Source organism: Kitasatospora cineracea (assembly GCF_003751605.1).
GTDB lineage: Bacteria > Actinomycetota > Actinomycetes > Streptomycetales > Streptomycetaceae > Kitasatospora > Kitasatospora cineracea.
Map to the genome: position 1 here is coordinate 4,489,275 of NZ_RJVJ01000001.1, position 26,692 is coordinate 4,515,966.

Below are 26,692 nucleotides of genomic sequence, written 5' to 3' on the forward strand. Positions count from 1 at the left end.
ACTACCTGATGGACCACCACGGAGTCGTCTTCAAGGTCATCGGCGACAGCCACCCCGGCAGCCACTACCTCGGCTACGTCAAGTACCACCCCGACGAGAAGGGCGACCGCAGGCTGTTCGGCCGGACCTACCGGCAGAACAGTGTCGTGTCGAAGTCCTTCGGCATCCTGGCCGGCAGGCCGGAGTGCTACGTCTACTCCGACGCCCTCGGATGCGTGATCACCGGCATCCCGCGCGAGGACGTGGCCGTCCACTACCCATGCCGCCAGGCTCTCGCCGCCATCCACGAGGAACCCGGCGCGGTCGCCGACAACCCGATCGGCAAGGACCTCCTGGCGATCACCGAGTGGATCACCGCGAACGACGCCCAGGGCCTGATCGGCGTCACCGGCTCCTTCCTCGTCGGCTGCTTCAACGAACGCTCCGACATCGACCTCGTCTGCTACGGCCCCGAGGGCTACCGGGCCGCGCGGGAGCTCTTCCGGCAGACCGACCTGATCCGGCCGTACGAAGGGGACGACCTGACCCGGCTGTACGTCCGCCGGGCCAAGTACCTGGCGGGCTGCTCCTTCGACGCGCTGATCGAGCAGGAGCGCCGCAAGCTCCAGGGCCTGACCGCGGGCACCGGCGCGCACGTCAACTGCGAACCCGTCCGCTCCGACCGCGACCGGACCTTCGCCGGGATCTCCGCCAAGGAGATCGGGGAGATCTCGCTCCTCGCCGAGATCACCGACCACGCGGAGGGGCTCACGACCCCGGCCGTGTACGGGATCGAGGTCAGGACCGTCCTCGGCTCGACCATCGACGAGGCCCACGCGTTCGCCCGCCGGATCACCCACCTGCGCTCGTACCTGGGGGCGTACACCGGGGCGTTCCGGTCCGGCGACACCGTGCACCTGGCCGGCAAGCTCGTCCACACCCAGGGCGGCGGGCACAGCGGCTTCGGCGTCGAACTCACCCCCTGGAGCGCCAGCGGCTCCTACCTCGCCAGCCTCACCGGTTGGGCCCCGCCCACCCGGACGGGAACCGGCACCCCGCCCCGGCAGGAGGATCCGTGCGGCACCTCTTCCTCAACGGGCCCGTCCAGAACGGGTTCTTCACCTTCGCCACCCACCCCGGCAAGGCCGTCGGCATCCGCCTCGCCGCCGCCCTCAACGCCGTCCTCGACCTGCCGCCCGCGCCCCACCTGTGGAACACCGTGACCCTGGCCGGAGACCTCCGCCACCGCGGGGCCAGCGGTCCGAAGGTCTCCCGCCGACGCTTCGAGGCCGACCTGGTGGCCGGGAAGTACCCGCCCGGTCGCCCTCCGCCCGGAGGCGTCCTGACCGACACCGACGCCGAAGTGGCCCGCCTCGCACTGGAGATGGTCGAGGCCGGGCTCCGGGCCGGCTCCCTCGCCATCAGCCGCGAGACCGTTCCCGCCTGCCGGGCCTGCGGCCACCTGACCGGCACCGGTGACCACCCCTGCCGGGCCTGCGGCAGTACCGGCACCAGGGCCCGCACCGGGCTCCACCTGGTCGCCGAACCCGCGTACGGGCGGCCCGCCCTCGACCGCCCGGACATCCACGCCGACCGCCACCGGCAGCCCGATCACCTTCGGCGGACCGTCGGCGACGCCGATCGGCGCCTGCTCCTCTCCCGGACCCGGGACCACGGCATCGACCTCGGGCCGCTCGGCCTGGACGGCCTCGTCCTCGACCCGCGCGCCGGCCTCCACGCCACCGTCCTCGCCGCGGCCCGACGGTACCGGACGGACACCGCGGTCATGACCGTCACCGAGAACGCCGCCCGCCACATCGCCGCCCACGGCCGGCCCTTCCGGGAACACGAGGGCACCCGGCTCCGGTACGCGCTGCACGGCCGCCTCCCGTACGGGCCCTCGGCCGGGCTGAAACCGCTGTACGAGGCGTACCGGGCCACCCCCGGCGCCAAGGACGGGTTCCACGAGTGGTTCCTGCCGCTCTTCTCCCTCCGGGTCAAGTCCGCGACCCGGCCCGAGCAACTGCCCGCGCTCTTCAAGTACTACATGCGGGCGCGCCTGGCCCGGCCCGCCGCCGTGGACGCGGCCGTCCTGGAGTCCGTCCGGCGCTCCGTCCGGGCCGGACGCACGGGGTGGATCACGGACCGGCGGACGCTGGCGACGGTGATGGCAGCCCGCGCGACGGGGCGGTGCCGCGGGGCGGAAGCGGGGTAGGGAACCCCCGACGGCCGTGGTCGCGGGAGGGGTGGGCGCTGGTGGCGGGGATCGACGTCGAGCGGGTGCGGCGGGAGACGGCCGGGGTCGGACGGGTGGTGCACCTCGACAACGCGGGGGCGGCGCTGCAGCCCCGGGCGGTGGTGGACGCGGTGGTGGAGCACCTGCGGCTGGAGGAGGAGGTCGGGGGGTACGAGGCGGCGCGGCGGCGGGCCGGGCGGATCGAGCGGACGTACGACGCGCTGGCCGGGCTGATCGGGGCCGGACGGGACGACATCGCGCTGGTGGAGAACGCCACCAGGGCCTGGGACATGGCGTTCTACGCGCTGCCCTGGGCACCGGGCGACCGGATCCTGACGGCCCGGGCCGAGTACGCGAGCAACGCCATCGCCTTCCTGCAGACGGCCCGCCGCCACGGGGTGAGCGTGGAGACCGTCCCCGACGACGCCGACGGGCAGCTCGACGTCGACGCGCTGCGCGCGATGGTCGACGAACGGGTCAGACTGATCGCGGTCACCCACGTGCCCACCCAGGGCGGCCTGGTCAACCCGGCCGCCGAGATCGGGAGGGCGGCCCGCGAGGCCGGCGCCGTCTACCTGCTGGACGCCTGCCAGTCCGTCGGCCAACTGCCCCTGGACGTCGGCCGGATCGGCTGCGACCTGCTCACCGCGCCCGGCCGCAAGTTCCTGCGCGGCCCGCGCGGCACCGGCTTCCTGTACTGCTCGCCGCGGATCCGCGCCCGGCTGGAACCCCCGTTCCTCGACCTGCACGCGGCGACCTGGACCTCGGCGGACAGCTACCGGGTCCGCGCCGACGCCCGCCGGTTCGAGAGCTGGGAGGCCAACCACGCCGCCCGGATCGGCCTCGGCGTCGCCGCCGAGTACGCCCTCGCCCTCGGCCCGGACGCGATCGCCGAGCGCGCCACCCGCCTGGGCGCCGCCCTGCGCGAGCGCCTGCGGGCCCGCCCCGGGGTGCGGGTGCACGACCGGGGCGCGCGCCGGTGCGCCCTCGTCACCTTCACCGTCGAGGGCCGCGACAGCCAGGACGTCGCCGGTGCCCTCCGCGCCGCGGGGGTCAACGTCTCGGTCTCCCTCGCCGAGTACGCCCGCTGGGACTTCGACTCCCGCTCGCTCGCCTCGGTCGTCCGCGCCTCGCCGCCCTACTACAACACCGAGGCCGAACTCGACCGCCTGGTCGAGGCACTGCCCGCCCCGGTGGTGGGGCCGACGGGGGCGTAGCGGGGGTCAGATTCCGGTGCCGGTGCCGGTGCCGGTGTCGGTGTCGGATCCGGGTTCCGGCGGTGCGGGGCGGCCGGCGAGGCCGTGCAGGAGGAGGTCGGTGAGGGTGTCGACCACCTCGGCGTCGCCGTGGGCCGGGCGGTCGGTGGTGAGCAGGGCGTAGGAGAGCATGCCGAGCATCGCGCCCATCGCCGGGGCGAGCAGGGCGGGGTCGCCGGGGAGGGGGCGGCCCTGCTCGCGGAGGTAGTCGAGGTGGTCGCGCAGGACGTCGGTGTCCGCGGTGAGGCGCTGCCAGGCCCGGCCGGAGCGGGGGCCCTCGGCGACGATCGATTCGAACAGGGCGATGGTGACCGGGAGGTGGTCGCGCATCGCCTGCCAGGACGCGCCGAGGTGCGCGTGCAGCTGGGACCGGTCGCCGAGGTCGTGGTCGCGCGGGTGGACCTGCGCGACCACCTGCTCGCGGGCCTGGGCGCGGGCGTCGTCGAGCAGGGCCCGCAGCAGTTCGTCCTTGTCGGCGAAGTGCGCGTAGAACGAGCCGGTGGCCCGGCCGGCCGCCGCGGTGATGTCGGTGATCTTCGTGTTGAGGTAGCCGCGTTCGACGAACTGCCGCCGGGCGGCCTCCAGCAGTGCCGCCCTGGTCTCCGCCGCCTGCGCCTTGCGCACGCTCATCGCGTCCGGCCTCCCTCGCCTCGTCCTGGCCCGTGCCCCGACCCGTTCCGGCCGGGCCTTGACCCGCCGCTCGTGCGGACATCATACTGACGGCCGGTTCAGTGAATATCGATTCATTGAACGAGGATTCAGTGAGGGGTGGGCCAATGAAGGCGGTAGTGATCGGCGGGGGAGTGGCCGGTGCGGCGAGCGCGATCGCGCTGCGCCGGATCGGCGCCGAGGTGACGGTGTACGAGGCGTACCCGGACCCGGCGGGACCGGTCGGAGCGTTCCTGAGCCTGGCCGTCAACGGCCTGCGGGCGCTGGAGTCGCTGGGCTGCCTGGAGGCGGTGCGGGCGGCGGGCTTCGAGGTCGACCGGCAGCGGATGTGGTCGGGGCGCGGCAGGCTGCTGGGCGACGTCCCGCGCGGCCGGAGGGCGGACGACCCGCTGCGCAGCGTGACGCTGATGCGGGCCGACCTGGTGGCGGCGCTGCGGGCCGAGGCGGTCCGGCTCGGGGCGCGGATCGTGGTCGGCGAGCGGCTGCCCGGGCCCGGTGAAGGGCTGCGCGGCCCCGGCGAGGGGCTGCACGGGCCCGGTGCGGGGGAGGGGCCGGGCGGCGGGGCGGAGGCCGGAGCGGTGGTCGGAGCGGTGGCCGGGGCCGACCTGGTGGTCGGCGCGGACGGGCTGCGCTCGACCGTCCGGCGGATGCTCGACCCGGACGCGCCGTCGCCCGCGTACGCGGGGCTGTACGGCGTCGCGGGCATCGCACGCGGCGTGCCGGAGGCGGGCCCGGGGCGGACGTTCAACATGACCTTCGGGCGGCGCGGCGCGTTCGCGCACCTGCCCGCGCCGGACGGCACCGTGTGGTGGTCGGCGCAGATCGCCGACCCCGTCGCACCCGCCGAGATCAAGCTCGGCGCGGAGGAGCTGGCCGAGGTGTTCGGGTCCGAGGCGGTGCCCCGGCGGATCCTCGGCGCGACGGAGCGGATCGACGCGGCGACGCTGTTCCACGTCCTGCCGCCGGTGCCGCGCCGCCAGGACGGGCGGTGCGTGCTGGTCGGCGACGCCGCGCACCCGGTGGGTGCGGGGCAGGGCGCCTCGATGGCGCTGGAGGACGCGATCGCGCTGGCCCGGGCCCTGCACTCCGCGCCGGGTGCGCCCGCCGCGTCCGGGCTGCCCGCCGCGCTGGCCGCCTTCGAGCGCGAACGCGCCGGCCGGGCCGGGAAACTGGCCCGTGCGGCGGCCGCCAACCGGGACGCCAAGACCGCGGGGCCGCTGGCCTCCCTGGTCCGGGAGGCGGTGATGCCGCTGGTGTTCACCCGGATGTACACCCGTTCCACGGACTGGCTGTACGACTACCGGCCGGGCGCGCTCCCGCAGTGAGAAGGTGTTGCGACTACCGGCCGGGCGTTCTCCCGCAGTGAGAAGGTGTGACGACTACCGGCCGGGCGTTCTCCCGCGGTGAGAAGGCGCGAGGAGGGTCAGGCCCGGACGAAGCCGATCTCCACCGAGGCGAGGAACGGTTCGACGCCTACGCAGCGCCGGCCGACCGCCTCCACCGCGCGGATGACGACGTCGATCTCCTCGCGGATCCGCCGCATCGGCACCGGCCGGTCGAGGTCGAAGCCGGTGACGAACGCCAGGCCGCCCCGCTGGTGGGCGGTCCTGGCGTCCGCGACGGGTTTCTGCATCCGCCAGGCGTGGATCAGCTCCACGGGTTCCCTCCCTCTCGGTCGGTCCCTTCCCCTGTTCCAGCTGCTCGACGATCCGTCAGCAGAGGTGGTGTGCGAGGGATTCGGGGAGAGAACCGCACCGGCCGACCCCGCGGGGAAGGGGGGTCGGCCGGTGGTCGGGGGCGCTGCGGTCAGCGGGCGCCGAGCAGGTGCTCGATGGCGAGCTGGTCGAGGCGCTCGAAGGCCATGCCGCGCTCGGCGGCGGCGGTGACGTCGAACTCCTCGAACGCGGAGCGGTCGGCGAGCAGCGCGGACAGGCCGTCGGCGGCGGTCGGCAGGGCGAGCTGGTCGAGGCGGGCGGCGCGCAGCGCCTCCTGCACCTCGGAGTCGGCGCGGAAGGCCAGCGCGCGCTCCTTGAGCAGCAGGTAGTTGCGCATGTTCCCGGCCGCGGACTCCCACACGCCGGCGAAGTCCTCGGTGCGCGGCGGCTTGAAGTCGAAGTGCCGCGGGCCCTGGTAGTCGGACGACTCCAGCAGGTCGACCAGCCAGAACGCCTGCCGCAGGTCGCCCGCGCCGAACCGGAAGTCCTGGTCGTACTTGATGCCGGACTGGCCGTTCAGGTCGATGTGGAACAGCTTGCCCGACCACAGCGCCTGGGCGATGCCGTGCGGGAAGTTCAGGCCCGCCATCTGCTCGTGGCCGACCTCCGGGTTGAGGCCGACCAGCTCCGGGCGCTCCAGGCGCTCGATGAACGCCAGCGCGTGGCCGATGGTCGGCAGCAGGATGTCGCCGCGCGGCTCGTTCGGCTTCGGCTCGATGGCGAAGCGCAGGTCGTAGCCCTGCTCCGTGACGTAGTCGCCGAGCAGGTCGAAGGCCTCCTTCAGCCGGTCCAGCGCGACCCGGACGTCCTTGGAGGCGCCGTGCTCCGCGCCCTCCCGGCCGCCCCACGCGACGTACACGCTCGCGCCCAGCTCGACCGCCAGGTCGATGTTGCGGATGGTCTTGCGCAGCGCGTAGCGGCGCACGTCGCGGTCGTTGGCGGTGAACGCGCCGTCCTTGAAGACCGGGTGGGTGAACAGGTTGGTGGTGGCCATCGGCACCCGCAGGCCGGTGGACTCCAGGGCGCCCCGGAAGCGCTTGACGATCGCCTCCCGCTCCGCGTCCGAGGAGCCGAACGGGATCAGGTCGTCGTCGTGGAAGGTCACGCCGTACGCGCCCAGCTCGGCCAGCTTCTGCACCGACTCGACCGGGTCCAGGGCCGGACGGGTGGCGTCGCCGAACGGGTCGCGGCCCTGCCAGCCGACCGTCCACAGGCCGAAGGTGAACTTGTCGGCGGGGGTGGGGGTGAGCTGGCTCATCGCGTACTCCAAACGCTGGTGATCGACCGGGCGGGGCGATCGGGGGATCGACCGGCGGCCCGACACGGATCGGGCCCGGCACTGACGGTAACCCGGATTGGGGGCTATTCGTAAGGCCGGAAGACAAATTAGTATGGCCGAGCCCGCGAGGGGAAGCCCCCACGCGCAACCCCGAAGAAAACCCCTGGCCGGACGACCACGGACCCCTGGCCGGACGACCGCAGACAGGAGCACGCCCATGGCACACCCGCAGGTGGTGATCGGCGTCGACAGCTCGACCCAGTCCACCAAGGCCCTGGCCGTCGACGCCGACACCGGACGCGTCCTCGGCGAAGGCCGCGCCCCCCACCGGGTCGACTCCCGCCACGGCCAGGAGAGCGACCCCGCCCAGTGGTGGGACGCCCTCACCGCCGCCGTCGCCGCCACCGGCTGGGCCGACCGCGCCCAGGCCCTGGCCATCGGCGGACAGCAGCACGGCCTCGTCACCCTCGACGCCACCGGCGCCCCCGTCCGGCCCGCCCTGCTCTGGAACGACGTCCGCTCCGCGCCCCAAGCAGCCGACCTGGTACGGAAGTTCGGCGCCCACTGGTGGGCCACCGAGATCGGCAGCGTCCCCGGCGCCTCCTTCACCGCCGCCAAGTGGGCCTGGCTGCGCGCCACCGAACCCGGCAACGCCGACCGCACCGCCGCCGTCCGCCTCCCGCACGACTACCTCACCGAACGCCTCACCGGCACCGCCACCACCGACCGCGGCGACGCCTCCGGCACCGGCTGGTGGACCCCCGACGGCTACCACGCCGCCGTCCTCGACCGGATCGGCCTCGACCCCGCCCTGCTCCCCGCCGTCACCCCGGCCGGCACCCCCGCCGGACACGCCCTCCCCGGCGGACCGCTGCGCCCCGGCACCCCGATCGCCACCGGCACCGGCGACAACATGGCCGCCGCCCTCGGCCTCGGCCTCACCACCGGCACCCCCGTGCTCAGCCTCGGCACCTCCGGCACCGTCTACACCGTCGCCCGCCACCGCCCCGCCGACCCCACCGGCACCGTCGCCGGCTTCGCCGACGCCCTCGACGGCTGGCTCCCGCTCGCCTGCACCCTCAACTGCACCCTCGCCGTCGACCGGATCGCCACCCTGCTCGGCCGCGACCGCCAGGACGTCGAACCCGGCGGCAGCGCCGTCCTGCTGCCCTACCTCGACGGCGAACGCACCCCCGCCCTCCCGCACGCCAGCGGCCTACTGCACGGCCTGCGCCACGACACCACCCCCGGCCAGCTCCTCCAGGCCGCCTACGACGGCGCCGCGTACTCGCTGCTCGCCGCCCTCGACGACGTCCTCGCCGTCGACGGCCCCGAGGCGGTCGACCCCGAGCAGCCGATCCTGCTGATCGGCGGCGGCGCCCAGGGCCGGGCCTGGCAGGACACCGTCCGCCGGCTCTCCGGCCGCCCCGTCCAACTGCCCGCCGCCCGCGAACTGGTGGCCCTCGGCGCCGCCGCCCAGGCCGCCGCCCTGCTCACCGGCGAGCGCGCCGACGCCGTCGCCCGCCGCTGGGGCACCGCCGACGGCCCGGTGCTGCCCGCCCTCGCCCGGGACGACGCGGCCCTCGAACGGATCGGGACTACCATTTCGCAGACGGCCGTCCTCCAGGGGGACGGCCCGCGGTGACGCCCACCGGGCCGGCCGGCCGCCGGTGACGACACCGGCACCGGCCGACCGGCCCGGACCGTCCGGACCGTCCGGGCAGGCGTCACGCGTCAGGCGGGGATCGGGCAGGGACAGGGTCGGCAGCGGCCAACGGACAGGCGGCGGGCCGCGGCGGCCCGGCGGACGACGGTACGGCGCGGACAGCGGCGCGGAGGGACGGGGCAGACGTGGCAGCGGACGGGCAGCAGGCGGCCGACGGCGACCTGGCGGCCAGGCGTGGACCCGCCTCGCAGCAGGACATGCGGCGGCAGAACCTCGCCCTGGTAATGCGCACCGTCGCCGCCGCCCACCCGCTCTCCCGCGCCGACGTGGCCGGCCGCACCGGGCTGACCCGCACCGCCGTCTCCAGCCTGGTCGACGAACTCATCGGCGGCGGCCTGCTGCTGGAGGGCGAACTGGAGCGCAGCGGCCGGGTCGGCCGCCCCGGCCGGGCCCTGGTGCTGAACGGGAACGGCCCGGCCGGGCTGGGCCTGGAGATCGGCGTGGAACACCTCAGCGCCTGCGTCCTCGACCTGCGCGGCGAGGTCCGGGTCGAACTGCACCGCCCCGCCCCCAACGCGGGCCGCCCCGCCGAGCAGACCATCGCCGAACTCGCCGAACTCGCCGGCCTGGCCGAACGCGAGGCCGTCGAACTCGGCCTGCGGGTGGTCGGCCGGGTGCTCGCCGTCCCCGGCAGCGTCCCGCTGGAGGACCCCACCAGCCGGGTCGAGCACGCCCCCAACCTGGGCTGGCACCAGGTCGACGTCACCGAACTGTGGCCCGGCCCCGGCACCGCCCCCACCGTCGGGAACGAGGCCAACCTCGGCGCGCTCGCCGAACTCTGGCAGGGCACCGGCAGCGGCACCTTCGTGCACGTCTCGGCCGGGGAGGGCATCGGCGGCGCGCTCGTCCTGGACGGGCGGCTGTTCCCCGGCGTCCGGGGCTTCGCCGGCGAACTCGGCCACCTCACCGTCCGCCCCGACGGCCGCACCTGCTCCTGCGGCGCCCGCGGCTGCCTCGAACCGTACGCCGGCCTGGCCGCCGTGCTCCGCTCCGCCGGGTTCACCGACGAGCTCGACGAACTGTCCGAACCGGCCGAGCCGGACGGGGGATCGAGCCTGACGAGCCGTCAGGATTGCGACCCCATCGCGGAGTTGGCCCGGCGCGCGGAGGAGGGCGACCCGGACACCCGGCGCGCGCTCCAGCACGCCGGCACCGCGCTCGGCACCGCACTGGCCGCCGCGGTCAACCTGGTCGACCCCGACTCGCTGGTCCTCGGCGGCGGCTACGCCGACCTCGCGCAGTGGCTGCTGCCCGCGATGCGGACCGAGCTGGCCGCACTGATCCGGGTCCGCCCCTGGCCCGAAGAGGCCCTGCGCGCCTCGCCGTTGGGCCGTCGCGGGCCCGTCCTCGGCGCGGCCCTGGTCACCGTCCGCGGCCTGCACACCGACCCGGCCGGACTCTGGCTGCCCGAGGCCGCCTGACCGGCCCCCGGCAGGTGCCTGCAACCGGTGGTCCACCGGTGGCCGGACGCGTGGTGCTGGGCGGGTGCGTCCGGCCACCGGAGCGCGAGGGCGGAGCCGGGAGGAATCGGGAGGGGTCGGGAGGGTCGGCGGGGAGGGGCTAGCGGGGGAGGGGCACCGATCGCAGGCCGCGGGCGGCGAGTGCGGTCAGGACGGCGGGCAGCGCGGTGACGGTGTTGCGGTTGCCGTGGTCGTGCAGCAGCACGGTGTCGCCCGGGCGGGCCGCGGCCACCGCGGCGGCGACCTCGGCGGGCGGCACGCCGTTCCAGTCGAGGGTGTCGACGTCCCAGAGCGTCTCGGTCAGGCCCGCCGCGGTGGCGAGCTCGCGGATCGTCGGGCCGGTGTCCCCGTACGGCGGGCGGAACAGCGTCGGCGGGCGGCCGGTGAGCGCGGTCAGTACCCGGTTGGTGCGCTCGATCTCCTCCCGGGCGGCGGGCAGCGGCAGGCCGGGCAGCGACGGGTGCGACCAGCTGTGGTTGCCGATCGCCATCCCGGCCCGGTCGAGGGCGCGGACCAGTTCGGGGTGCCGCTCGGCCTGCTCGCCGCACAGGAAGAAGGTCGCGCGGTGGCCGGCGGCGGTGAGCGCGGCGAGCAGCTCCGGAGTGGAGTCCGGGTGCGGGCCGTCGTCGAAGGTCAGCGCGAGAGTGCCGGACGGCGGCTGCGGCAGCCGTGACGGCGGCCGGTCCGCGGTGTCGGTCAGGGAGGCCGGATCGGCCATGGTGCTCCCCCTCCTGGTGCTCGGCACCCGTGCTCGCTGCTCGCTGTCCGTCGCTCGCCGTCCGTCACCCGGTCGAGGGCGAAAGTTTCGAACTCTGGTCGAATGTTACGGTGCGACCCGGACGACGGTAGGGGAGCCCGGCGGGGGCGTCAACCACTCGCGCGCGGCCCGGACGGTCCGGGTCGCGCGCGCGGTCGGAGCGGAACGGAGGTGTCGTTCAGTCGCCGGCCGGCGGCGGGGCGGTGCTGGCGCGGACGACCAGGCTGGTGGCGAGGTCGACGCGGGTGGCGGAGGGGTGCTCGCCGCGACCCAGCCCGATCGCCAGCCGGGCCGCGGTCTCGGCCATCTCCACCAGCGGCTGGCGCACCGTGGTGAGCGGCGGGCCGACCCAGCGGGCCAGCGGCAGGTCGTCGAAGCCGACCACCGAGAGGTCCTCCGGCACCCGCAGGCCGAGCTCGCGGGCGGCCTCGTACACGCCGAGGGCCTGCAGGTCGTTGCCCGCGAAGATCGCGGTGGGCCGGTCGGGCCGGGTGAGCAGGGTGCGGGCGGCGGCGTACCCGGCCTCGTGGTGGAAGTTGCCCTCCAGGATCAGCTCCGGGTCCACCGGCAGCCGGGCGGTGCCCAGCGCGGTGCGGTAGCCGTCGATCCGGGCGCGGCTGCACATCATGCCGGACGGCCCGGAGATCATGCCGATCCGGCGGTGGCCGAGGTCGAGCAGGTGGCGGGTGGCGGCCAGGCCGCCCTGCCAGTTGCCGGTGCCGACCGCTGGCACCCCCTCGGCCGGGTCGCCGGCCGGGTCCAGCACCACGAACGGGATGTCCCGGCTGGTGAGTTGGTCGCGCTGGGCGGCGTCCAGCTCGGACAGCACCAGCACCACCCCGGCCGGCCGCCGGGCCAGCACGCCGTCCACCCAGGTCTGCCCCGGGGTGAGCCGCCCCGCGGACTCGGAGAGCACCACGCTCAGCCCCTCGTCCCGGGCGACGTTCTCCACCCCCCGGATCACCTCCATCGCCCAGGCGCTGTCGAGCTGGTGGAACACCAGGTCGAGCAGCCGGGACGGCGGTGCGGCGGTGCGGCGGCGCTGGTAGCCGGTGCGGCGCAGGATCTCCTCGACCTTGGCCCGGGTGGCGGGCGCGACGTCGGCCCGGCCGTTCAGCACTTTCGAAACTGTCGGCGCCGAGACGCCGGCCGCCCGGGCGATCTCCGACAGGGTCGGTGCGGGGTCGGGTTCGAGTTCTGCAGCGCTCATGGCACGGATAGTAGCGCCCCCGGAAGGCGGGGCGGGACGGTGTACGAACCGCGGGCGCCGGCGGCGGGCGGCCCTGGCCCGGACGTGTGCGTGTCATAGCACCGTCGAAACATTCATTTTACCAACGAAACCTGTCGGCGGAGTGGGGGTGCGCACCGCCCGTTTGCTCGGCCCGTTCGCTCGGCCCGTTCGCTCGGCGCGTCCGTTCAGCGCGTCCGCTCAGTCCGCTGTCGGGAAGCCGCGCGCCGTCCAGTCGGCCAGGACCCGCTGCTGCGGTTCGGCCGGGAAGGAGCCTGCGAAGGACGCGGCGCGGCAGGCGGTCGGTCGGTCACGGTCTCCCGGCCGAACCGGCAGGGGCGCGCTCTGACCCCGGAGCTCGACGGCTCGGGGGGAGGGCGGTGCTCACCTGCCGGCGGCCACGTACCGGGCCTCCTGCTTCGACCCGGTACGTCCCGTCAGGAGGGGAGCATGGCGCGGCGGCCGGGGGCGGCGGGGGACTGGGTGGTCATGCCGCCGTCGACGACGAGGAGTTGGCCGGTGAGGTAGCGGGACTCGTCGGAGGCGAGGAAGACCATGGTGTGGGCGATGTCCTCGGGGGCGCCGAGGTAGGGCAGGGCGTTGACGGCGAGCAGGGAGTCGATGACCGGCTGGGGGAGGTTGTCGCGCAGGGCGGGGGTGAGGACGGCGCCGGGGGCGATCGCGTTGCAGCGGACGCGCTGCGGGCCGTACTGGACGGCGATGGACTTGGTGATGCTGACCACCGCGGCCTTGACCGCGCCGTACGCGGTCTGGGTGACGTCGCCGACCAGGGCGGCGACCGAGGCGGTGTTGATGATGGACCCGCCGCCGGCCCGGATCAGGTGCGGCAGGGCGAGGCGGGAGCCGATCAGGGTGGAGCGGACGTTGCGGGCGACGGCCCGGTCGAACTCCTCGAAGTCCATCCGCAGCAGGTCGAGGTCGCGGCGCGGGTCGGTGCCGCCGACGTGGTTGCAGAGCACGTCGAGGGTGCCGAACTCGCGGACGGCGGTGGCGAACAGCTCCTCGAGCGAGTGCTCGTCGGTGACGTCGACGGTGACCGGCAGGGCGTGCCGGCCGGCCGCCTCGACCAGGCGGGCGGTCTCCTCGGCGGCCGCGCCGTCGTAGTCGGCGGCGACCACCAGGGCGCCCTGGGCGGCCATCAGTTCGGCGGCGGCCCGGCCGATGCCGCTGCCGGCTCCGGTGATCACCGCGACCTTGTCCTTGAGGCGTGTCATGGCGTGCGTCCTTCCGTGGTTCCGGGAGGGGAGGGCGGGGGAAACGGGCCGCTCCCCGGTCATGTGCATCATACATATGCTGTGTATGATGCACATAATATGCATGGTGCACATGACTGGAGGGCGCGGGCAAAGCGCGGGCAATGGGCGGGCGAACTCCGGGCTCCGTCGAATCGGCGGGCGCCGCGCTCCGGAAAGCGCCGCCGCATTAACAAGGGAGAACTTCGGGGCGAACAGCGTCGGCGTGGGAGGGATTCCACTTCCGGACTTCCTCCGTGCACACATAGCGTTCGCGGCGTGACGATGTGCGTCCGGTTCGCGGTTCACGCGGGGCGGCAGGGCGTTCGGTGGCGCGGCCGGGGAACGGCTGTGATCCGGCGGAAGATCCGGGGGTAGCGGCGGTGCGCGGGGAGGGCCTGTTCACGGAGCGGGCGCCGAACGGGCGTTCGCGGAGCTGGTCGCCCTGGGGCCGGCGCTGGTGGCGCGGATCACCCATGTCCGCGACGGGCTGGGATGGACCTGGGTGGTCCCCGGACCGCGAGGCAATCCGCTGGTCAAGTCCAGCCGGGCGTACGAGCGTTACGCGACCTGCCAGAACGCGTTCCGGCGGTTCATGGCCTTGGTGGCCAGGATGGCGGAGGCCGGCGCGCAGCCCGTGGCCGGCGCGCAAGCCGTGGCCGGTGCACAGCCCGTGACGGGTGCGCAGCCCGTAGCCGTCGGCGGCGTGGGCGCTGCCGGTGGCGATGGTGCGGGCGGGGCCGGGGGCGGGGTGTGGGCGGAGTGGAGGTCGGCCGCGGCCCCCGGCTGGTGTCGGTGCGCGGGGCGGACGGCCGGGTCGGCTGGTCGCTGGTGGCCGCGAACGGGCGGCGGCTCGCCCCGGCTGTCCGCGCCTACCGCAACGACCGCGAACTCGCTGCCGGGATAGGGGAGTTGCTGGCTGAACGGGCGGCCCTGCGGTTCGTGCTCGGCCAACGCGAGGACCCCCTGTGGGTCTGGACGGCGCACCTCCCCGCCCGTACCACCCGGGCCGGTGCGGGCGGCGGTGAGGCGATCGCCCGCAGCGCCCGGGGCTACCTGCGCCGTGACCAGTGCCAGCAGAGCGTGACCGCCTTCCTCCAGGGCGCCGACCACGTCCAACGGCTGCGCCGCCTGGGCGGCGGGGGATCGGTCCTGCCGTCCGGCTGAAGGTCGGCGACCGGATCGACGTCACCACCGGCCAGGGCAGCTTCCACTACACCGTCAACACCTACGGCGACGGCGACCACCCGATCCAGGACACCGCCCCCAACCGGCTGGTGCTGGTCACCGGGAACTCCGACTGGACCCCCACCAGCACCGTGCTGCTCGGCGCCCGGCTCGACGGCGACCCCGAACCGGCCGGTGCCAGGCGGCCCGCCACCACCCCCGCCGACAAGGTGCTGGCCGCCGACAAGGGCGCCCTGTCCGCGCTCCAACTCTGGTCGCCGGCCCTGCTGTCGGCCGTCACCGCGGCCGTCGTCGCGGCCGTCGTCGCAGCCTGCCGCTGGCGCTGCGCCGCCGCCTACCTGTGCTTCGCGCCGGTGGTCGCCGCCCTGCTCTGGTCGGTGTACGAGAACGCCGCCGCCCTGCTCCCCAACGTCTACTGAGCTCCCCGGGAAAGGACCGCCCGCCGATGACCGAGACCGCCCAACCCCCCTTCCCCGTCCAGGAGTCCGGAGACCGGGACGACCCGCCCACGGTGCCGCTGCCGCCGGTGCCCGCCGGGGCGCCGCCGACCGCCCTCTCCGGGCTGGAGACCCGCGACGTCACCGCCTGGTTCGGGCAGCGCAAGGTCCTCGAACGGGTCTCGTTCGCCATGCGGCCCGGCGAGATCACCGCCCTGATCGGCCCGTCCGGCTGCGGGAAGTCCACCTACCTGCGGGATCCTCAACCGGATGCACGAGATGGTGCGCGGCGCCGCCCTGGCCGGCGAGGTCCCGCTGGCCGGCGAGGACGTCTACGCCCCCGGCCGCCGCCCCGCCGCCGGATCGGCATGGTCTTCCAGCGCCCCAACCCGTTCCCCACCATGTCCATCCACGACAACGTGGTCAGCGGGCTCAAACTGGCCGGCATCAAGGCGAGCCGCGACGAACGCGACCACCTGGTCGAGTCCAGCCTGCGCCAGGCCGGCCTGTGGGACGAGGTCAGCACCCGCCTCGGCACCCCCGGCTGCGCGCTCTCCGGCGGCCGGCAGCAGCGCCTGTGCACCGCCCGCTCGCTCGCCGTCTCCCCGGAGATCCTGCTGATGGACGAACCCTGCTCCGCCCTCGACCCCACCTCCACCCGCCGGATCGAGGAGACCATCGCCGAACTGCGCCACCGGGTCACCATCGTCATCGTCACCCACAACATGCAGCAGGCCCAACGCGTCTCCCAGTCCTGCGCGTTCTTCCTCGCCACCCACGACACCCCCGGCCGGATCGTCGAGTCCGGCCCCACCGAACGCCTCTTCACCGATCCCGCCGACCGGCGCACCGCCGACTACGTCAACGGCCGCTTCGGCTGACGCACCGTCAGGAACCAGGGCGGGTGCTCGATCGTGCCCCGGCGGCCCGAGGAGGGTGCCGGGGCTATCCGGAGGTGTCCAGGTACCGCACGATCTGGACGGCCAGGACGAGCACGGCCAGGGCCTCCAGCAAGGAGCCGGCCAGTGTGAGGCCGTTCCCCCCGCCCCTGGTCCAGAAGGTGACGAGGGCGGCGATCGGCACCACGGCGAAGGCGAGCAGGTCGACCGCACACTGCATCCGCTTGCGCCACTGCCGGGCGCCGTCGCTCCGGTGCGCTGCTTCCCATCCGAACGGGCAGCCGCTCTCCCCGGCGAGCGCGCCGAGCCGGGGTCCGAGGTCGGTCCGTACGTAGCGCCCGATCGAACTGATCATCTGATCGTTCATCAGGTACGTCCAGCCCAGGACGGTTGTCGTCACCGGCAGCGCCAGCAGCAGGGCGGGCTGCCGGGTCTGGGCTGAGCCGATGAGCAGGGTGAGAACTGCGGCGAGGGTGACGTAGAGCAGATTGTCGCGGAATCCTATTCGGCTCTTCTGTTCCTCCTTGAGCCGCTCGTATTCGATCACGAGCAGTTTCTCCACGGTGATCCCGCTCTCCGCCACGCGTCCTCCCCGCCCCGCAGCCGTGGTGCCTTTCGAACATTGTGGCTCACCGGTTCGAGCGCGGGAAGGCTGCGATTTCGAACGGGTGCCGCAGTGCTCCGGGTGGGCCTCGGAGTGCCGATCGGGCGGCTAATCTGGAGGGGGACGGGAAGGTGAAATCACTTTGCTCGAAAGCAAGTTCGGCTTGATGCGGCCGGTGCTGGTGCTGACTGCGATCAGCGTGGAATTCAATGCCATGCGGGAACACTTGATCGATCCCGAGTGGGCGGCGCACGGGGGGACCCGTTGCGAGACCGGCCTGCTGGAGGGCACCGGCAGGCCGGTGGTCCTGGCCGAACTCGGACCGGGAAACATCCGGACGGGTGTGCTCGCCGAACAGCTCCGCACCGGGTTCGATCCGGCGGCGATCCTGTTCACCGGGGTCGCGGGCGGCCTCAAGGACGACCTGGCCCTCGGCGACGTCGTAGTGGGCGACAAGATCTACGCGTTCGAAGCGGCCAAACACGTTCCCGGCGGCGAGGAGTTGACGCGTCCCTCCGCGTGGCACCCGTCGCACCTGCTGCTGCAGACCGCCCGGCACAGCCTGCGGGGGACGGAGTGGTACGGCCGGATCAAACCCGGACGGGGAACGGTCGAACCGGCGGTGCACATCAAGCCGATCGCCGCGGGCGAGGTCCTGCTGAACGCGGTTGACTCCCGGGTGCGGGAACTGCTGCACCGCCAGTTCAACGACGCCGCGGCGATCGAGACCGAGAGCGCCGGTCTCGCGGCCGCCGCGGCCCTCACCGGCACGGAGACCCTGACCATCCGTGCGATCAGCGATTTCGCGGACGGGAACAAGTCGGCGGCCGACGCGACGGGCAGCCAGCACCTTGCGGCCGCCCACGCGGCGGCGGCCACCGCGGCCGTCATCGCCGGGCTGCCGAGCGACGAGGAATGGGGAAAGCGACCGGCTGCCGCCGGGAGCGAACCGGGGGAGGGAAAGCCCGCTCGGCAGTACCACCAGGTCAACAAGGCCGTCGGCAAGGGCACCGTGTACGGAGTCCAGAACGGTTCGCTGACCGTCAATCTCGGAGCGGGGAGCCCTGACCACGAGCGCGGATGACGAATCCGGTGGGACCGCGGCAGCCGAACCGGTGTCGATGGTCCAGATCAACACCTCCACCGGGTCGGCCCCGGTGTACGCGGCCCAGAACGGGAACGTGTACGTCGGGGTGGAGGCGGCGCCGGTGGACCTGTTCGCCAGGTGGGAGCGGGCGCTGCGGCTGGCTCCCGCAGGTCTGCCGATCGGTCCGGACCGTTCGTACGTGATCGAGCGCGCGCAGGCGCTGGAGGACCTGACGGGGTTCCTGTCGACCGCGCCGCCGGGATCGGTCCTGTTGGTCCGGGGCGAGTCCGGTACCGGCAAGTCGGTGCTGGCGCTGCGTGCGGTGGACGCGCTCCGCGCGCACGGGCACCGGGCCCTCGCGGCCCGGCTGCCCGGCCTCCTCCCGCGGGCCGGGGGCGTCCGTGAGCTGATCGCGGACGCGATCGGGGGAGCCGGGCCCGACGCCTCTCCCGGAACGCACCGGGACTTCCTGCTCCTCGACGGGGCGGAGGCGGTGCAGGAGGGGTGCGAGGGCCTGCTCGAGGAGGTGCTCGACGCCGCGTTGCTCGAACGCGCGACCGTCGTCCTGGTGAGCCGGGACGATGCGGTGGAGGCGATCCGCGCCGTGGTGCGGCGGAGACCCGGCGGCGACCTGGCGGAGCACGCCGTCCCGCGCCTGGGCGACCGGGAACTCGACGAAGTGCTGTGCCTGGCAACGGCGTTGCGCGGCGCGGCGCGTGACCCCAGGACCCGCTGGCTGCTGGGCCGCCCGAAGATCCTGAGCCTGCTGCTGGTGCCGACACACGACGAACCCGGCCAGGTCGTACGGTTGCGGAGCGAGGCGGACGTCTTCGAGCACGTCTGGCGGACCGTGGTGCGCAACCGCGGCATCGCGCCCGCCGACGGCGTCACCGCCGAGAGCTGCGAGGACGTCCTCACCGCGATCGCCCGAGCGTGGCTGACCGGCCGTCCGGTGCCCGGCCTGCACGGCCCGACCGTCGCCCACCTCCGGTCGAACGGCCTGCTCGCCCCGCCGGGGACGGAGTTCGGCGACTGGGAGCGCGAGTACCACTTCGGCCACGACCTGGTCCGGGACTACGCTGCGGCGAAGTGCCTCCTGCTCAAGGACGGCATGGCGGTCCTGTCCGAGCACGCGCCCCGGTGGGCGGTCAACCCGGTCCGGATCTGGTGCCAGTCGAGGTTGGACCCGGCGGTCCGGAAGCCGAGCCTCCCGACCAGGTGGCGAGAGGTCCGGACCCGCCTGGAGCACCTGTCCCGGGCACACGGGAGCCGCTGGACGGACGTGGGGTGGGAAGCGGTGCTGTCCGCAGGCTGGTGCGGCGAAGCCCTCGATGTCCTGACGGATCGCCAACTCTCCGACACGGCGGTCAGGGACGGGATGCTGCGCTGCGCGGTCCAGCGCTTCGGCGACGGCTACTACTGCGATCCCGTGGTGCTGGCCCCCGTGGTCGAATGGCTGGCCCGGCACACCGGCAACCCGTTCGAATCGATCCCGGGCAGTGCCGACCTGGCGGTGCTGGGCTGGCTCCGATCGGTGCACCTCGACGAATGGCCGGAAGACGCGACGCCGGAACAGCGCCGGGTCAGGGCGCTCCTGCGGGACGCCCTGCTGGACGACGCACCGGCCTACCCGACCCGCAGCTACGCGCAGGCCCTCGCGCTGCTCGGATCCGACCACAACGAACAGGTGACGGACGTCCTGCGCCGGATCGCGCGCACGTCCCCGACGACCCTCGACGACGTGGTGGAAGGCCCGGAAGCGGCCAGGAGCCTGGCCGACTCACAACCCGCTCTGCTGGCGGAGCTGGCGCTGGCCTGCTACCTGCCGGCCGAATCCCTCCGCCGGCCGCACCACAGCTCCGACAACTGGCACCGGAGGGAGAGGCACCTCCTCTTCCGCCACGGACGCGGGATGCGGTCGCACTGGTCGAGCGGGCCTTTCCACTTCCTGCTCCACTTCGCACCCGGCTGCGGGCTGGATCTGATCGGAGCGCTGGTGGCCGGCACCGTGGCGGCACTGGACACCTCGCCCCCGGAACGGACCCTGACCGCGGACCTGCTGGGTCTGGGCGAACGGTCGTACACGGGCCCCGGGCAGAGCTGGCGCTGGTACCGGGGCGGGCTCGATTTCCCCCAGCCGTGCGGCAGCGCGCTGATGGCGCTGGAACGCTGGCTGAACCGTGCGGTCGAGGAGTCGGTGTGCACCGTCCGGCAAGCAGCCGCGGTCGCGCTCGACCGGGTCGGGACACTGGCGGGAGCGGGGCTGGCGTTCGGGCTGCTGCTCCGCCGACTGCCCGCGGTGACCGACGAACTCGACGCCTTCCTCGCCCTGCCAGGCGTGTGGGACTTCGAGTTCGCCCGGTACATCGACGAACAGATGCACCGGGGCACGCCCACGGACACCGACGAGTACTTCCTCCGGGCCCCGCTGAAAGAGCTCGTCCTGCGTATGACGTATGCCGCCGGCGCCGAACCCGCCGACCGCGACCGGCTCCGAGCGGTGGCCGACCGGTTGCGAGCGGCCGCCGAGGACCGGCCCGACCGCCTGACCGTCCTGAACTGGGCCGACCACCTCGACTGGCAGCAGCTTCGGGTGCTTTCCCACGAAGGCCGCCTTGAGGTGACGGTGGGGCAACCCGAGGAGCTGGCAAGGAACCTGGAACCGCAGCGCCTCGACGCGGAACGGATGAATTTCAACTACGCGCTCATCAACCGGTACGCCCTGCACCGGAGGCTGCTGCACCGGGTCAGCCTCCCGGCCGTCGACGTCGACGCCGCACAGCTGGCCGCGGACCTGGCGGCTGCCCGGGCACTGGCCTCGGCCGCCGCCGAATTCGCGGACCGCGACGGGATCCGAGCCGTCGCGGCGGCAGCGGTGCGGTCCTCCGCCGACGGCACGCCGTTGGACGGGGACGATCTTCGCTGGGCGGCGGAGCAGCTGATCGCGGCGGTCCACCAGCCGGCCGCCCCTGTCGGGAGCAGTAGTTTCGGTGGCCTGTGGGGCGGGACGGCCCAGGCAGCGATGGCCCTGCCCGCCCTCCTCGGCGCCGCCAGCGGCCCCGCACCGCACACGCTGCGCGCGGTCCTCGTGGCCGCTGCGCTCCACCCCGTGGTGGACGTCCGCAGTCACCTGGTGGAGGGACTGCGTCCGACCTGGTCCGTGCCCTGCGTGCCGACCGACTGCCATCACCAGGTGGCCTGGGCGGCCGTCGCGGCTCTCGGGCGGGCCGCACTCGAGGACGCCCGGTCCGATTTCGCCGATCCGTGGGACGACGACGTGGAATTCTTCGAGGCCGCCCGGCGCACCGCACCCGACATCGGTGCGGTGCGGCTCGCCGTCGTCGCGGCCCTCGACGCCGGGGCCGTCCGGCACTGCCGGACGGGCGAGGCCGTCGAGCTGAGGACCGAGCTGCTCACGGACTACGTGCGATGCGCCCACCGGTGGGGCGATCACTCGAAAATCCCCCAGCAGACCGCAGAGTGGGGTGCCGCGGTGCTGCGGGCCGCAGGCCGCGAACCCGAACTGCTGGTGGACCTCGTCGACCGGTTGGTGCAGGCCCCTTCGACGCTGGCCCATCTGTTCGCCGGGATGAAAGCGGCGGCGACCTACGAGAGCGAGCTGCTGCCCGCGATGGCCGAGGTGTGGGCGGAGCTGATGGAAGTGGTCCTGACCGCGCCGCCCGCGCCCCTCCCCGAGGAGGCGGAGGAACGGGAGGAGCACGGCCACGACCGGGCGGAGCTGCTGGGCGAACTCGTTCCCAACCCGGTGTTCTCGGTCCTGGACCGGGCGGCGGACGGCACCTTCGAGGCCGTGCGCCGGCGGTGGGTCCCTCTGGCGCGCGTCGCGGACCTGCTGGAGCAGTGGGCGGACGACGCGGCCGGTCGATGGGACACGGCCGACAACCTCGTGGCCTACCTGCGGACGCTCCCGGACGACGAGCAGAACGACCCCGGCCTCCGGCTGGTTCGGCAACTGTCCGTCAGCAGCAGGGGAACAGTGACCTCCCCGGGGCTCCGGCTGGCCGACTGGCTGGCCCAGGTCCACGCCGAGGTCACCGAAGGGACCCGCCCGCACTTCCAAGCGCTGGTCGACGGCCTGGCGGCGTCCCGGCACCACCGGGCCGTCGAGTTGCAACGGCTGGACGAATGAGGAGGAGCGCAGTGGCCGACAACGTGCAGACGAACGCGGCGGCCTGGGGCGGCCAAGTTTTCGCCGCTGCCAACGGCGATGCGAACGTCTACTTCGGAGCCGGAGCCGATGACGATCCGTGGTTCGGGCCCGGAGAGGTTTTCGGAACCGGCGGAGGAGCCTCTCGGCCGAGCCGCCCGGGCACGCCCGGCGGGACGGCTGCCACCTGATCCGAGGCTCGAACGGTGAGGTACCGGCCGCGCGGGGCCGACCGCGTGTCACCGGGAGGCGGGCCGGGCGGAGCGCCTAGCGTTTGCGGGGGACCGGGGCGAGCGGCCGCCGGTCCGTCCGTGCGTACCCGGCACGCGTACCCGTTGCACGTACCCGGCACGCGTACCCGTCACGAGAAGAGAGCGCAGACCATGACCGTCAGCCTGCCCGAGCTCACCGGGGACTACGTCCTCGACCCGACCCACACCCGGATCGGGTTCGTCGCCCGCCACGCCATGGTCACCAAGGTGCGCGGGGCCTTCCACCAGTTCGAGGGCACCGCGCACCTGGACGGGGCCGACCCGGCGAAGTCCGGCGGCCAGGTGGTGATCAAGACCGAGAGCATCGACACCGGCGTCGAGCAGCGCGACCAGCACCTGCGCACCAACGACTTCCTGGACGCGCCGAACTTCCCCGACATCACCTTCCGCACCACCGCGGTCGAGAGGAAGTCCGACACCGAGTACCGGGTCACCGGCGACCTCACCATCAAGGACACCACCAAGCCGGTCGGCATCGACTTCGAGTACACCGGCAACGCCGTCGACCCCTACGGCAACCTGCGGGTCGGCCTGGAGGGCTCGGTCACCATCAGCCGCAAGGAGTACGGGGTGACCTGGAACGCCGCGCTGGAGGGCGGCGGCGTGCTGGTCGGCGACAAGGTGGTGCTGGAGTTCGACGTCTCCGCGGTCAAGCAGGGCTGACGGCGCCGCCGGGGCCCGCCCCCGGAGACCGGGGGCGGGCCCTGAGCTGCCGCCGGGGGCGGGGTCAGGCCCGCCAGGCGGGCGAGAGCGCGATCGCCTTCAGGGCGGCCAGGTCGAGGGCCGGGACGCCGGTTTTGGTGTCGTAGAACTGCTCGCCGTTCCACTCGTTGAGCAGCAGCTGCGCGCCGTCCGGGTAGTACACGGTCACCGTCCAGTGCAGCAGGTTGTCGGTCGCGGTCTTGCCGTTGCCGAAGGCGTTGACCACCACCGTCCCGCCGCCCGCCACCGGTTCGCGGACCTCCAGCGGGGTCGGCGGCCGCTGCGGCAGCCCGGCCAGGTCGTCCAGCCCGCGCTGCGAGGGCGGCGTGAACACCACCGTCAGCGAGCTGCGCCGCCCGTCCGTCGTCACGGCCAGCCTGGTGTGCGCCGCGTCCCGGTCGGCCGTGGCCGTTCCCGTCGGGAGCAGCGCGGCCAGCTTGTCCAGCAGGGCGTTCGCGGTCTCGGTGGAGGTCGGCGACGGGTGGGCGTCCGCGGAGACGGTGGCGTCCGGCGTGCCGGCCACCGGGGTCAGCGCGGCGAACGCCTCCGCCCACAGCGGGGAGGCGACCGCCGCGGTGAGCTGCTCCTCCGTCATCGGCGGCGCGGGGCGGGACGGCACGCTCGGCTGGCCGTTGTACTCGGTCAGGTGCACCTGGCGGCCGTCCGGCGCGGCCCAGACGCCGCGCCACTCCCGGAGGTCGGCGACGCTCTGGCTCCGCAGCTTGTCGACGACCAGCACCGAACCGTCCGGCAGCACCGTGCGGTCGCAGCCGTCGGACGGGACCTGGAACGCGTCCATGCAGCCCACCCGGTCGACCGGGTCGGCGGTGTACTGCACCGTGATCTGGATCATGCTCGCGCCGGCCCCGTCGTCGAAGGTCAGCATGCTGCCCATCTCGTGGGGGCTGCGGCCACCCGTCCAGGCGCGGCCCATCGGCTCCAGCTTCCCGGGCGGCAGGAGCTGGGTGAGCAGTTCGTCGAAGCGCTGCTCCGACATCCGGGCGGGCCCCGGGGCGGCCGGGGCGGGGGAGGCGAACGGCAGGTGCCCGCCGGACGCGAAGCCGCCCGCCGCGCCCAGCACCAGTACCGCCAGCGCTCCCGCGACGGCTGCCCGGCGCCGGCGCCGCCGCCGCAGTCCTGCCCGCCGGGCTCCGGCGGCCAGCTGTCCGTGCGCCGCCTCGGGCGTCAACCCGGCCGCGCCGTCGAGCGCCCGGGAGAGGGCCGAGGCCAGTTCGTCGTCAGTGGGCATGGTGCGACACCGCCTTCCGCGAGTCGTCGGGTCCGGGCGCGGGGGAGGCGGCGGGGCGTCCCACCAGGGTGTCCAGGTCGTCGCCGAGCGCGGCCCGCAGCCGGGCCAGCGCCCGCTTGGTGCGGGTGCGCACCGCGCTGTCGCCGATCCGCAGCACCCCGGCGGTCTCCTCGACGCTGCGGTCCTCCCAGAACCGCAGCACCAGCACCGCCCGGTCCGCCGGCGACAGTTCGGCCAGCACCCGCAGCAGCGTCAGCCGCAGCGCCGGGTCCGGGTCGTCGACGCCGGTCTCCGGCAGCACGTCCGTGACCCGCTCGGTGGTGCTGCGCCGCCGCCGGTACGACAGGAAGGTGTTCACCAGCACCGCCTGCACGTACCCGCTCGGGTTCTCCAGTCGGGCGATCTTCCGCCACTTCAGGAAGGCCCGCCCCAGCGCCTCCTGCACCAGGTCCTCCGCCAGGTGCGCGTCCCCGCCGGTCAGCAGGAACGCGGTCCGCAGCAGGTGCTTGGCCCGGAACGCCACGAATTCTTCGAACTCCGGAGTCCGCGGCAGCCCCGGACCGTCCGGCCCCGCCCGGTTCGATGAGTGATCCATGCCCTGGTAACGCATCGGGCCCGACGCTACGTGACACCCCCTCAGGCCCCGGCACCGGGCTCGTCGTGGCGGCGGGCGGCGGAACGTGGTGCACGATGGGGGCTGACCGGCCGTCACGGGGCGGCGGGCGAGACGAGCGGAGAGGCCGGTGGGTGCGGGCATGGGTGCTGAGGACAGCTACGACCTGGTGGTGATCGGGGGCGGGCCCACCGGGGAGAACCTGGCGGACCGGGCGCACGCCGGCGGGCTGAGCGTGGCGCTGGTGGAGAGCGAACTGGTCGGCGGGGAGTGCTCGTACTGGGCGTGCATGCCCAGCAAGGCGCTGCTGCGCCCGGTCGCGGCGCTCGCCGACGCCCGGCGGGTGGCGGGCAGCCGGGAGGCCGTCGGCGGGAAGCTCGACGCGGCGGCGGTGCTGGCGCGGCGGGACGGGTTCGCCAGCCACTGGCACGACGACGGGCAGGTGCAGTGGCTGGCCTCGGCCGGCATCGACCTGGTCCGCGGGCACGGGCGGCTGGACGGCGAGCGGCGGGTCACCGTCGAGACGCCCGACGGCGGGCGGCGCACCCTCACGGCCCGGCACGCCGTCGCCGTGTGCACCGGCACCCGGGCCGCGCTCCCCGACCTGCCCGGGCTGGCCGGCGCCCGGGTGTGGACCAGCCGGGAGGCCACCTCCGCGCAGGAGGTGCCCGGGCGGCTCGCGGTGGTCGGCGGCGGCGTCGTCGCGGTCGAGATGGCCACCGCCTGGCGCGCCCTGGGCAGCGAGGTGACCCTGCTGGTGCGCGGCGACCGGCTGCTGGACCGCACCGAGGACTTCGCCGGACAACTGGTCTCCGACGGCCTGCGGGCCGCCGGGGTGGACGTCCGGTTCGGCGTCTCGGTCACCGCCCTGCACCGCGAACCGGACGGCACCCTCCTGCTCGACCTGGCCGACGGCACCCGGCTGCCCGCCGACGAGGCGCTGTTCGCCACCGGCCGCAGCCCCGCCACCGCCGACCTCGGCCTCGACACCGTCGGACTCGAACCCGGCAGCTGGATCGAGACCGACGACACCGGCCGCGCCACCGCCGTCCCGGCCGGCTGGCTGTACGCCGCGGGCGACGTCAACCACCGCGCGCTGCTCACCCACCAGGGCAAGTACCAGGGCCGGGTCTTCGGCGCCGCGATCGCCGACCGGGCCGCCGGCCGCCCGCTCGACCTCGCCCCCTGGGGCCGCTCGGTCGCCACCGCCGACCACGCCGCCGTCCCGCAGGTGGTCTTCACCGACCCCGAGGTCGCCGCCGTCGGCCGCACCCTCCAGGAGGCCCGGGACGCCGGGCTGCGGGTGCGCGCCGTCGACTACGACCTCGGCGGGGTCTCCGGCGCCGCCCTGTACGCCGACGACTACCGGGGCCGGGCCCGGGCCGTCGTCGACCTCGACCGGGAGGTGCTGGTCGGCGTCACCTTCGCCGGGCCCGGCGTCGCCGAACTCCTGCACTCCGCGACCGTCGCCGTCGCCGGGGAGGTCCCGATCTCCCGGCTCTGGCACGCGGTGCCGGCCTACCCCACGATCAGCGAGGTCTGGCTGCGGCTGCTGGAGACCTACCGGGGCTGACCCGTCGTCAGGGGAGGGCGGGAGGCAGGAGGGCGGGGGGCAAGGGGCAGGAGGGTGGGAGGGCGGGAGAAGGGGGAGCGGAGCTGGGTGGAAAATCCGTTGCGACCCGATTCGGGGGGGTTCTAGGCTGGCCGCGCCGGTCCGTTCCGCGGCCGGCGCCCCGGTCGGGCCCGTGCGGCCCACGTGCAGAGAGGAGTCCGTGATGCCGACCTCGCACCCGGCGCTCCCGATCACCGCTGCCGCCCCCGCCCCCGCTTCCGTTCTCGCGCCCGCGCCCGTCCGGGTGCGGTAGAGCGGTCCGCCCGATCGGGCTGCGCCTCCGGTTCCCGTTCCCCCTGCCCC

At 74.4% G+C, this 26,692-nt stretch carries 22 protein-coding genes; 13 read left to right on the forward strand and 9 right to left on the reverse strand.

Annotated elements, in window-relative coordinates; genetic code table 11:
• Positions 1–8: 8 nt before the first annotated feature.
• On the forward strand, positions 9–1,202 hold the full coding sequence (locus EDD39_RS20375) for a hypothetical protein (RefSeq protein ID WP_244256841.1): 1,194 nt from the start codon (positions 9–11) through the stop codon (positions 1,200–1,202).
• Between the two features lie 1,033 nt (positions 1,203–2,235).
• Complete coding sequence (locus EDD39_RS20385) at positions 2,236–3,432, forward strand: aminotransferase class V-fold PLP-dependent enzyme (RefSeq protein WP_244256842.1); 1,197 nt, start codon at positions 2,236–2,238, stop codon at positions 3,430–3,432.
• A gap of 6 nt (positions 3,433–3,438) precedes the next feature.
• Here EDD39_RS20385 and EDD39_RS20390 read toward each other — a convergent pair whose 3' ends face one another.
• Positions 3,439–4,101 carry a TetR/AcrR family transcriptional regulator gene (locus tag EDD39_RS20390; protein ID WP_123558019.1) on the reverse strand — a complete coding sequence of 221 codons (663 nt, stop codon included), beginning with the start codon at positions 4,099–4,101 and terminating at the stop codon, positions 3,439–3,441.
• 146 nt (positions 4,102–4,247) lie between these two features.
• On the opposite strand from EDD39_RS20390, the gene EDD39_RS20395 reads away from it, so the two are divergent.
• On the forward strand, positions 4,248–5,465 hold the full coding sequence (locus EDD39_RS20395; RefSeq protein ID WP_123558021.1) for an FAD-dependent oxidoreductase: 1,218 nt from the start codon (positions 4,248–4,250) through the stop codon (positions 5,463–5,465).
• A 98-nt stretch (positions 5,466–5,563) separates the two neighbouring features.
• Here the strand turns inward: EDD39_RS20395 and EDD39_RS20400 are convergent, their stop codons facing one another.
• The gene (locus EDD39_RS20400; protein WP_123558023.1) at positions 5,564–5,797 is read right to left on the reverse strand and encodes a hypothetical protein; all 234 of its coding nucleotides are present in this window, start codon (positions 5,795–5,797) and stop codon (positions 5,564–5,566) included.
• Positions 5,798–5,946: 149 nt separating this feature from the next.
• Positions 5,947–7,113 (reverse strand): xylose isomerase, encoded by a 1,167-nt coding sequence (gene xylA, locus EDD39_RS20405; protein ID WP_123558025.1) that lies wholly within the window; start codon positions 7,111–7,113, stop codon positions 5,947–5,949.
• A 238-nt stretch (positions 7,114–7,351) separates the two neighbouring features.
• Here xylA and xylB point away from each other — a divergent pair, with 238 nt between their 5' ends.
• Both xylB and EDD39_RS20415 read left to right on the forward strand, forming a co-directional pair.
• On the forward strand, positions 7,352–8,779 hold the full coding sequence (gene xylB / locus EDD39_RS20410) for a xylulokinase (RefSeq protein WP_123558027.1): 1,428 nt from the start codon (positions 7,352–7,354) through the stop codon (positions 8,777–8,779).
• A gap of 206 nt (positions 8,780–8,985) precedes the next feature.
• Positions 8,986–10,281 (forward strand): ROK family protein, encoded by a 1,296-nt coding sequence (locus EDD39_RS20415; RefSeq protein WP_123558029.1) that lies wholly within the window; start codon positions 8,986–8,988, stop codon positions 10,279–10,281.
• Between the two features lie 139 nt (positions 10,282–10,420).
• Here EDD39_RS20415 and EDD39_RS20420 read toward each other — a convergent pair whose 3' ends face one another.
• From EDD39_RS20420 to EDD39_RS20430, 3 genes are all read right to left on the reverse strand, one after another.
• Positions 10,421–11,038, reverse strand: a complete 618-nt coding sequence (locus EDD39_RS20420) for a polysaccharide deacetylase family protein (protein ID WP_123558031.1) — start codon at positions 11,036–11,038, stop codon at positions 10,421–10,423.
• A gap of 217 nt (positions 11,039–11,255) precedes the next feature.
• Positions 11,256–12,287 (reverse strand): LacI family DNA-binding transcriptional regulator, encoded by a 1,032-nt coding sequence (locus EDD39_RS20425; RefSeq protein ID WP_123558033.1) that lies wholly within the window; start codon positions 12,285–12,287, stop codon positions 11,256–11,258.
• Positions 12,288–12,742: 455 nt separating this feature from the next.
• Positions 12,743–13,540, reverse strand: a complete 798-nt coding sequence (locus EDD39_RS20430; protein ID WP_123558035.1) for an SDR family NAD(P)-dependent oxidoreductase — start codon at positions 13,538–13,540, stop codon at positions 12,743–12,745.
• Between the two features lie 771 nt (positions 13,541–14,311).
• On the opposite strand from EDD39_RS20430, the gene EDD39_RS20435 reads away from it, so the two are divergent.
• From EDD39_RS20435 to EDD39_RS20445, 3 genes are read left to right on the forward strand one after another with little or no spacing between them, the layout of a single operon-like run.
• Entirely contained in the window at positions 14,312–14,725 is a 414-nt protein-coding gene (locus EDD39_RS20435; protein WP_148089480.1) for a hypothetical protein, read from the forward strand.
• On the forward strand, positions 14,629–15,165 hold the full coding sequence (locus EDD39_RS20440) for a sortase family protein (RefSeq protein ID WP_208765545.1): 537 nt from the start codon (positions 14,629–14,631) through the stop codon (positions 15,163–15,165). The genes EDD39_RS20435 and EDD39_RS20440 overlap by 97 nt, the downstream gene beginning before the upstream one ends.
• Before the next feature lie 26 nt (positions 15,166–15,191).
• A complete protein-coding gene (locus EDD39_RS20445; RefSeq protein WP_123558039.1) occupies positions 15,192–16,064 on the forward strand; it encodes a phosphate ABC transporter ATP-binding protein in 873 nt (290 codons plus the stop codon).
• 64 nt (positions 16,065–16,128) lie between these two features.
• Here EDD39_RS20445 and EDD39_RS20450 read toward each other — a convergent pair whose 3' ends face one another.
• Positions 16,129–16,665 (reverse strand): hypothetical protein, encoded by a 537-nt coding sequence (locus EDD39_RS20450; protein ID WP_123558041.1) that lies wholly within the window; start codon positions 16,663–16,665, stop codon positions 16,129–16,131.
• A gap of 163 nt (positions 16,666–16,828) precedes the next feature.
• On the opposite strand from EDD39_RS20450, the gene EDD39_RS20455 reads away from it, so the two are divergent.
• From EDD39_RS20455 to EDD39_RS20465, 4 genes are all read left to right on the forward strand, one after another.
• Positions 16,829–17,770 (forward strand): 5'-methylthioadenosine/S-adenosylhomocysteine nucleosidase family protein, encoded by a 942-nt coding sequence (locus EDD39_RS20455; RefSeq protein ID WP_123558043.1) that lies wholly within the window; start codon positions 16,829–16,831, stop codon positions 17,768–17,770.
• Between the two features lie 37 nt (positions 17,771–17,807).
• The gene (locus EDD39_RS42125) at positions 17,808–21,923 is read left to right on the forward strand and encodes an ATP-binding protein (protein ID WP_148089481.1); all 4,116 of its coding nucleotides are present in this window, start codon (positions 17,808–17,810) and stop codon (positions 21,921–21,923) included.
• Positions 21,924–21,934: 11 nt separating this feature from the next.
• On the forward strand, positions 21,935–22,132 hold the full coding sequence (locus EDD39_RS39020; RefSeq protein WP_148089482.1) for a hypothetical protein: 198 nt from the start codon (positions 21,935–21,937) through the stop codon (positions 22,130–22,132).
• A 192-nt stretch (positions 22,133–22,324) separates the two neighbouring features.
• Positions 22,325–22,876 (forward strand): YceI family protein, encoded by a 552-nt coding sequence (locus tag EDD39_RS20465; protein WP_123558047.1) that lies wholly within the window; start codon positions 22,325–22,327, stop codon positions 22,874–22,876.
• Positions 22,877–22,940: 64 nt separating this feature from the next.
• Here the strand turns inward: EDD39_RS20465 and EDD39_RS20470 are convergent, their stop codons facing one another.
• Positions 22,941–24,164: a hypothetical protein gene (locus tag EDD39_RS20470; RefSeq protein WP_123558048.1), complete on the reverse strand. Its 1,224-nt coding sequence runs from the start codon at positions 24,162–24,164 to the stop codon at positions 22,941–22,943.
• Complete coding sequence (locus EDD39_RS20475) at positions 24,154–24,759, reverse strand: SigE family RNA polymerase sigma factor (RefSeq protein ID WP_123558050.1); 606 nt, start codon at positions 24,757–24,759, stop codon at positions 24,154–24,156. Before EDD39_RS20475 ends, EDD39_RS20470 begins: the two co-directional genes overlap by 11 nt.
• A 160-nt stretch (positions 24,760–24,919) precedes the next feature.
• Here EDD39_RS20475 and EDD39_RS20480 point away from each other — a divergent pair, with 160 nt between their 5' ends.
• Positions 24,920–26,350, forward strand: coding sequence for a dihydrolipoyl dehydrogenase family protein (locus EDD39_RS20480; RefSeq protein ID WP_123558052.1), 1,431 nt, complete (start codon positions 24,920–24,922; stop codon positions 26,348–26,350).
• Positions 26,351–26,692 lie beyond the last annotated feature (342 nt).